The sequence below is a fragment of the Microvirga alba genome (assembly GCF_015694465.1).
Lineage (GTDB): Bacteria > Pseudomonadota > Alphaproteobacteria > Rhizobiales > Beijerinckiaceae > Microvirga > Microvirga alba.
In genome coordinates this window covers 334,114-342,146 of record NZ_JADQDO010000003.1, presented here as the reverse complement: position 1 = coordinate 342,146, position 8,033 = coordinate 334,114, and the positions used below count along the sequence as shown (strand labels likewise).

Annotated in this window: 8 protein-coding genes; 1 reads left to right on the top strand and 7 read right to left on the bottom strand. The window is 58.3% G+C overall.

The window, feature by feature from the left end:
* Positions 1–357: tetratricopeptide repeat protein (locus I2H38_RS09800; RefSeq protein WP_196271655.1), on the top strand; the 357-nt coding region annotated here is incomplete at its 5' end.
* A gap of 31 nt (positions 358–388) precedes the next feature.
* On the opposite strand, the gene I2H38_RS09795 is transcribed toward I2H38_RS09800, so the two are convergent.
* From I2H38_RS09795 to I2H38_RS09765, 7 genes are all read right to left on the bottom strand, one after another.
* On the bottom strand, positions 389–1,603 hold the full coding sequence (locus I2H38_RS09795) for a homocitrate synthase/isopropylmalate synthase family protein (RefSeq protein WP_196271654.1): 1,215 nt from the start codon (positions 1,601–1,603) through the stop codon (positions 389–391).
* Between the two features lie 234 nt (positions 1,604–1,837).
* Positions 1,838–2,236 (bottom strand): RidA family protein, encoded by a 399-nt coding sequence (locus I2H38_RS09790; RefSeq protein WP_196271653.1) that lies wholly within the window; start codon positions 2,234–2,236, stop codon positions 1,838–1,840.
* A 60-nt stretch (positions 2,237–2,296) separates the two neighbouring features.
* The gene (locus tag I2H38_RS09785; RefSeq protein WP_196271652.1) at positions 2,297–3,082 is read right to left on the bottom strand and encodes an ABC transporter permease; all 786 of its coding nucleotides are present in this window, start codon (positions 3,080–3,082) and stop codon (positions 2,297–2,299) included.
* A complete protein-coding gene (locus I2H38_RS09780; protein ID WP_196271651.1) occupies positions 3,072–3,887 on the bottom strand; it encodes an ABC transporter ATP-binding protein in 816 nt (271 codons plus the stop codon). Before I2H38_RS09780 ends, I2H38_RS09785 begins: the two co-directional genes overlap by 11 nt.
* Positions 3,887–4,915: an ABC transporter substrate-binding protein gene (locus I2H38_RS09775; protein ID WP_196271650.1), complete on the bottom strand. Its 1,029-nt coding sequence runs from the start codon at positions 4,913–4,915 to the stop codon at positions 3,887–3,889. The genes I2H38_RS09780 and I2H38_RS09775 overlap by 1 nt, the downstream gene beginning before the upstream one ends.
* Before the next feature lie 226 nt (positions 4,916–5,141).
* Positions 5,142–5,867, bottom strand: coding sequence for a GntR family transcriptional regulator (locus I2H38_RS09770; RefSeq protein ID WP_196271649.1), 726 nt, complete (start codon positions 5,865–5,867; stop codon positions 5,142–5,144).
* Between the two features lie 605 nt (positions 5,868–6,472).
* Positions 6,473–8,005, bottom strand: coding sequence for a UxaA family hydrolase (locus I2H38_RS09765; RefSeq protein WP_196271648.1), 1,533 nt, complete (start codon positions 8,003–8,005; stop codon positions 6,473–6,475).
* Between the last annotated feature and the right edge of the window lie 28 nt (positions 8,006–8,033).

Here is an 8,033-nt window from a genome sequence, read left to right as displayed (position 1 = left end):
GACCAGCCCCAACGATTGGGACGGGAGCAATTCGCCCGCGCAAACTACGGGCTCGCTGAGCGCTATTTCCAGGCCGCCGTCGAGCGGTCGCCACTGGATGGCGACTCGTGGATGGGGCTCGCCGCAAGTTATGATCAACTCGGTCGGTTCGATCTCGCTGACAGAGCGTACGATCAGGTCGCCAGGATTCAAGGAAATACCCCGCAGCTGCTGAACAACCGCGGGTATTCCTATCTGTTGAGAGGCGATGCAGCGCGAGCCAATGCTCTGTTTCGGCAGGCGCTCTCATTGAGCCCCGACAATCCGACCATCAATAACAATACCGCGATCCTGGAGCGCACCCGGGTCGTCCGTTGAACGGTGACTTTTCGAGGCGAGAGTCGGTCTGCTAATGCGAGACAGCCGCTTCGCTCGCCAGCAGGGTTGCAAGATCGGCGAATTCGGCATCGGTCAGCGATCGACGCCTTTTGACGGCCTCTTGTTTCACTCGCGTCAACAACTCTGGAAACTGCTCTTCGGGTAGATCCAGGCCCAGTTCATTCAGCTTGTAGGCAACTGAGACAAGGCCGCTTTTCTTTCCGAGAAGGATCTGGCGCGTCTGCCCGACAATTTCGGGCTCATAGGCTTCAGCGGTGAACGGGTCCTTCAGTACGCCCGCGACGACCATGCCGGCCTCGTGCCTGAAAGCGTTCTCGCCGACGACGGCCTTATTCACCGGCACCGGGATGCCGCTGAGTTCGGAGACTGTTTTTGAGAGGGCAGTCAACTTCTTTAGGTCTATTCCGGTCGGGCGGCCATAGAGCACCTCAAGCGCCATGATCACTTCCTCGGTCGAGGCATTGCCGCAGCGTTCGCCGAGGCCGTTAATCGTGCTTGAGACGAAATTGGCCCCAGCCGCCACGCCTGCCAGCGTGTTCGCGCAAGCTAGGCCGAAATCATTGTGACAATGAATTTCGAGCGCAAGCGAAGGGGCGCTGCTGCGTATCTCTTTCGTAATGAATGAAATGGATTCCGGCAGCGCGCAGCCCGTCGTGTCGACAATGCGCAGTCTATCCACTGTGCCAGCCCGTTCAAATTCTCCAACAAGCCTGCGCAGGAATGGCATTTCGGCACGCGTTGTGTCGTAAGGGCTGAAAATGACTTGCAGCCCCCTGTTCCGTGCGTAGCTGGTCAGTTCCAGCGCTCGCGATATGTAGACGTCGTCGCTGATGTCTTTAAGCTTGTGTTTGCGCTCGATCGGACTGATTGGAAAGCTGAGTCGGACGCCCCACACGCCGAGTTCTGCGGCCTGATCGATATCGGCGGTCAAACCACGGCACAGAACGCTGATCTTTGCACGCAGATGCATTTCACAGATGGCCTTGATCGCATCTCGGTCTTCCTGACTGCTCGCGACCGTTCCGGCCTCGATCTCATAAACGCCGATCTCGTCAAGTGCGCGGGCGATCCTGATCTTCGCATCCTGATCGAACACGACGCCGGCTTGCTGCTCGCCGTCCCGCAAGGTGCAATCAGCGATCTCGATGCGGCGGTCAGGCAATGCGACGTCGTCACGAAACATTTCGTTGAAGGGACTCGGCCACATTCCGTTCTTGGGACTCATTGGGATCACTTCTTCTTCGATCGTTTGAAACGCGATGATTTCGTTGACTGCCCGACGCTATCGAAGCGACGGGGCCAGTGGGTTGCCCGCTCTTCCGGGCAGCCCACTGTGATAAACCCGATGCAGATTCCGCATTCGACGGGCGCTGGTGGCGCCTTCGAGTGCCGTCGGCAAAACATCGATGGGATCATCGTCACGTGCACGAGCACGTCGCATGTACTGAGAGGGGGGCGCTTAGCGGCCTCGATAGGCCACGGCGTCGACTTCCAACAGCGCCAGGGGATCTACCAGATGCACGACTTCCACCAGCGTTGATGCCGGACGGCAATCCTTGAACAATTCCTTCCGGACCTCCCATACCGCATCCTTGGATCGGATGTCGGTAAGATAGAAAGTGACCTTGATCACATCCTTCAGGCTCAAGTTCGCAGCCCTCAATGCCGCTTCGATATTGAGAATGACTTTCTTCGTCTGAGCTTTGACGTCACCAACGCCAACGATGCGCCGCTCGGTGTCCCAGGCGATCATGCCTGACACGTAGACAAAGTCGCCCGCTTCTATTGCAAGGGCGGTAGGGCTGCCGAATTTGGGAGGATAAGCCAACTCATCGGTGATGATTTCTTTAGCTTGCATTGCTCAATTCTCACGGTTTTTTCAAGCGAAATGGTCGGAAGGTCTAAAGGCCAAGGGCGCTCATGCTCTCTGACTGCCCTGAGACGGTCTCCATGCCAGGAACCGGCGCTCCGCGATGGTCACGATCGTGTCGAGTATGAGGGCGAATATCGTCAGAAGAACCATCCCTGCGATGACGGTATTGATGTCGAACACGCCCTCGGCTTGGAGAATGAGAAAGCCAACGCCGCGCGCTGATCCCAGATACTCACCGACCACGGCGCCCACGAAAGCCATGCCGACAGAAGCATGCAGGCTGGAGAACACCCAACTGGTCGCCGATGGCATATACACGTACCGCAGGAGCTGCCTGGATGAGGCACCCATCATGCGGGCATTGGAGACGAGCACGGGACTGACGTCTCTTACGCCGTGATAAACGTTGAAGAACACCACGAAGAAAACGAGAGTGACCGCGAGCGCGACCTTCGACCAAATACCCAGGCCGAACCATATGGCAAAAATCGGCGCGAGAATAATCCGAGGCATCGAGTTGGCTGCTTTGACATAGGGGTCAAGAAGAGCCGACGCGAACGGATCGAGAGCAAGCCACATGCCGACAGCGAGGCCGGCGATGGTGCCGATGCCGAATGAAAGAAGCGTCTCCAGGAGGGTCGTCCAAAGATGGATGTAGATCTTCCCCGTCGCGAACCATTGGTAGAGCCGATCGGCAACCACAAGAGGCTTTCCGAAGAAGAAGCTTGGCGCCAATTCGAATGCCGTCAGCACGTACCACGCCAGGACCAGGAAGAAAAAAAGCCCGATCTGACACAGCCTTAGGAAAGGCAAACTGGGTTTACGCGTCATGAGAAGCCCCCTCAAACTGCTTGTAGCTCTTTAGAACTTCTTCTCTCATGACATCCCAAATCGCCGAGTGGGCTTTGAGAAACTCCGGCGTCAGTCGAACTTCCGCGACGTCGCGTGGGCGAGGGAGATCGATAGAGAAATTGCCGATGGGCCTGGCGGCCGGCCCGGCTGACATCACGATGACCCGGTCCGCAAGCGCAATCGCCTCTTCCAGATCGTGCGTGATGAAGAGCACGATTTTGCGGTCTTCCGACCACAGCCGCAGAAGCTCGTTCTCCATCAGCTGGCGTGTCTGCACGTCGAGCGCGCCGAACGGCTCGTCCATCAAAATGATTTCCGGGTTCAGGATCAGCATTTGAGCGAGCGACGCTCTCTTGCGCATACCCCCCGATAGCTGGTGAGGATATTTGTGTTTGTGGGCGGCAAGGCCAACCTTCTCGAGCCAGAACTTCGACTGCTCACGCGCCTTATCCACCGGGACGCCCCGGATTTCGAGGCCGAGCGCGACGTTGTCGAGCGCTGTCCGCCAAGGCATCAACGACTCGGCCTGAAACATGTAGCCCGCCCGCTTGTTCATGCCAGTCAACTCCTGGCCGAACACCGAGACATTCCCTCGCGAGGGTTCAAGCAGCCCCGCCGCGACATTCAACAACGTCGACTTTCCACATCCGGTAGGACCTACAATGCAGATGAACTCGCCATCATTAACGGTTAGTGAGGCGTCCTTGACGGCGACATAGCCGCCGTCAAAGACGCAGGTCACGTTATCGAGACGAAGTGTCCGATCTCCTGCATGCACATTCATTACTTCTTCTCCGCACGCTCGTGAGCGCCCTGAACGAACTTGTTCGTGTAGGTTCTCGAGAAGTCGATCTTGGCGTCGCGGACTGCGTCGTCGAAGGCACTCAGCATCTTGAGCACGCGATCCGGGGAACCGTCTTTGACGTATCCGTCCGGCGAGTACATTTCACGCGTATTCTGGACAGCGCGAATGTAGAGATCCCGATCGCCTTGCAGGTCTTCCGGCGGCACTGAGTCAGCGATTTCAGCGGCGGAGGCCGTGCTCATCCACTTAAGCGCGCGGACGATCGCGTTGGTCAGAGCCTGGATGGTCTTTGGGTTTTCCTTGATGAAAGACTCAGGTGCATAGCCGCAGATGATGGGGACATGGCCACCGAATAGCTCCTGCGCGCTCTTGTTGGTGAAGGATTCCGCCACCACGCTCACGGAGTCGCCCAGAGTTGCGATGACCGGTTCGCCCATGGACAGTGCGTCGACCTTGCCTCCCGTCATGGCGGCAACCGCAACCGGTCCGGCGCCGACGCCGATTGCGGATATGTCTGCGTTGCTCATGCCAACCGTCCCGAGAAGATGGTTGACGAACTGATGCGAACCGGACCCGACAGAGGTGACGCCGATGCTGAGCCCCTTGAGATCGCGAGGTGATTTCACCGCCGCGGCCTTTTCTTTCGGCATGACGAGAGCGACGCCGATGTTATGCGTGATCAGCACGAAGCATGACGCGTACTGGCCTTTTGGCTGCAGGGAAATCGTGTGCTGATATCCGCCAGCGCCGACATCCACGCTGCCGCCGATCATCGCTTGAAGGGCTCGGGTTCCGCCGGCGACATCGAAAAATTCGACCTCGACGCCTTCATCCTTGAAGAACCCGCGTTGCGCGGCGATGGAGAAGGGGAGGTACGGGAGAGTTGATCTGCCTCCGACTCCCAGAGTGACCTTGCTCTTTTCGGGCTTTGGCTTTTCTTGTGCCTCAGCCGGTATGGTGAAGAGCAGCGCCGTTAGGACGCTAAAAGCCTGAAGTGCGTATCTCATTTCGTTTTCTCCCTTGTCGTCGCGTTTTTCGCGATGCTCCTGAGGCGCGACTGTCCGGGCCGCGGCGAATGAATCACCCAGCAACTGGCCTGCCGTGCCATTGTTTGAAATACTTCTTGAACCAGCGGCGTCAGTGTCGGCGCTGTGTTCGATGCTTACCGGGAAGTCCTTGGGGACGGGGCTCTCAAGCCGTAGAGCCCGGCGATCGTCTCAGCGATCAACGGACTCATTTTCTCCCCATTGAATCCTCCACAACGCCTGTTGATCCGGAAATCTTTTCGGCGCCCGGGCCGATCAGCGAATTGACCAGCAATCCGGTCGCCGCCAGATGATCTTCGATCCGCCTGACGACAACGTCAGGCTGGCCCTCGCGCATTGCCTCGACGATCAACGTATGTTCGGTGAGCGATTGCTCCATTCGATCATTCGCGCGCTCATTGACCTGGTAGCCCATCCGCATCGTGTGCGTTGCTAGATTGTTCAGCACATCAATCATGAGCGGATTGCCGTAATCCTCCACCATCAACATATGAAACCGCATATTCGCGGCGACCCATGCGGACTGGTCATTGGTATCGATAATCTGTCGCTGTTCCGCGAGACTGGCGTCGAGTTTGTCGAGGATCCGCTTTCGGCTAGAGGCAGCAGCCAGTTGCTTGCCGCAGTAGCCTTCAATGCTGGCACGCAGCTCGAACACCTGTCTGAGATATTCGCTCGAGACCGGCACGATGCGCGCGCCACGATTGGGCACGAATTCGATCAATCCTTCAGAGCCGAGTTGTAGGAGCGCTTCGCGCACAGGCGTTCTCGAGATCTGCAGTTGGTCCGCGATCGTCTGCTCCGAAAAGAGCTGTCCGCCTGGAAGGGCTCCGAATACGATAGCCTCGCGAATTTTCGTGAGCGCTTCCTCTCGCAGGGATTGAGGTCTCAAAACGGCCGTCATGTGTGTCATGTGTAGTATTCTACGTACCATTCCCTTGCTGTCAAGCTTGTTTGGCATTGTCTGACGAAACGTAATGTCATGACTTCTAAGAAGTGTCCTTGTGATTATGACTATTCGCAATTCGGAGGACGAGACGATGCTCAGGAGGAGGCGGGGCGGCCGAAGCGGTTGTCGCGATGCTGTTGCCGCCGGGGGATGAAAGTTGCCTGTTACCAGCAACGGCGGCAATACGGCGGGCCTCAAGGATAGGATCGAGGGCCGCGTAGAACCTGGATCGGGAGCAGGTTGCGCGGCAGATTGCTTCTGCCACTTCGAGCGGGGCGCGCCACCGATGGTAACGTGAGCGACCCGGTGATTCAGTTCAATGCGCTCTTTGCGGCGCTTAGTGGGCTTTCATCGTCGAAGGGCAGGCGGATCAATTCCTTGAAGATGATCCGATCCTGAAAGTGGACCCGGCCTCTGAGGTTCCGGTATGGCCGCGCTCGGTCGTGCTTTTGAGAACCTCGGCTTTACGGTACACCGCTCTCTCCGGCGCATTTTCGAGTGCTCCTGGGATCTCAACCCTTTCGGACCGCGAGGGGGCTCAAGTCATGCGCGAGATGTCGTTATTCGCATCACATGGTCGCGCCGATCTGCCATGGCACGAATTCTGCATCGCCGTATCCCATCTCTTCTGATTTCGTGCGTTGCCCGGAAGCCGTCTTCAGGATGGCTTCGAAGATCTCGCGGCCCTTTTCCTGGATTGTCGAGCCGTCGAGAACGTCGCCGCAATTGATGTCCATGTCGTCGATCATCCGGCGGTAGATTTCGCTGTTGGTGGCAAGCTTGATCGAGGGTGTGGGCTTGCAGCCATAGGCTGAACCGCGTCCGGTCGTGAAACAGAGAATGTTGGCGCCGCCCGCCACCTGGCCGGTCGCCGAAACCGGGTCGTAGCCGGGGGTGTCCATGAACACCAAGCCTTTTGCCGTCACGGGCTCGGCGTAGCGATAGACGCCATTCAGGGTCGTCGTGCCACCTTTTGCAGCGGCACCCAAGGATTTCTCGAGAATGGTGGTGAGCCCGCCCGCCTTGTTGCCGGGAGAGGGGTTGTTGTTCATCTCGGCGTTGTTGCGGGAGGTGTAATCCTCCCACCAGTCGATCAATCCAACGAGCTTCTCGCCGACTTCGCGCGTGGCCGCGCGACGGGTCAGGAGATGCTCGGCGCCATAGATCTCCGGCGTCTCCGAAAGGATCGCCGTTCCGCCGTGTCGGACAAGCAGGTCGACCGCCGAACCGAGCGCAGGATTGGCGGTGATGCCGGAATAACCGTCCGAGCCGCCGCATTGCAGGGCCAGCATCAATTCGGATGCGGGGATCGTCTCGCGCCGCGCTCGGTTGGCGACGGGGAGCATGTCCCTGATTGCCGCGACGCCCGCCGCCACCGTTTTCCGGGTGCCGCCAATGTCCTGGATGGTCATCGTGCGGAAAGTGTCGCTCTCCTCGATGTTGTAGAGCTCCTTCCAGCGGCCGATCTGAAAGACCTCGCAGCCGAGGCCGACCATCAAAACGCCGGCCATGTTCGGGTTGGCAGCATAGCCCCATTGAGTGCGTTTCAGGACTTCGTATCCTTCGCCCTTCGTGTCCATGGCACAGCCCGTGCCGTGAACGAGAGGGATCACTCCGTCGATGTTCGGGTACTCGTCGAGAAGCCCTGAGCGCTCGACTTCGCGAGCGATGAAGCGAGCGACCGACGCTGAGCAGTTCACGCTGGTGAGGATAGCGAGATAGTTCCGCGTGCCGACTTTTCCGTTTGCGCGCCGGAAACCCTCGAATGTGGCCCGCGCTTCGACGGGCAAAATGGCTTCGGAACTGGCGTCCTCGGCGAAATGATAGTCGCGGCTGAAATCGTGCATTCCCACATTGTGCTCATGCAGCCACTCGCCCGGCTCGACAGGTTTCGAGGCGAAGCCGATGATTTGTCCGAACTTGAGAACGGGCTCGCCCTGGTGGATCGCCGCGATCGCGATCTTGTGGCCACGGGGCACGCGCTCGCGAGCCGTGACTCCATGCACGACGGATCCGATTTCGATTGGCTCGACCGCCACGACCAGGTTGTCTTGATCATGAAGACGTACGGTGCGAGGTGTAAGGGCAGGTCTGTTCAACATGTCTACATCCTGCTCACTGGTAGGTTTC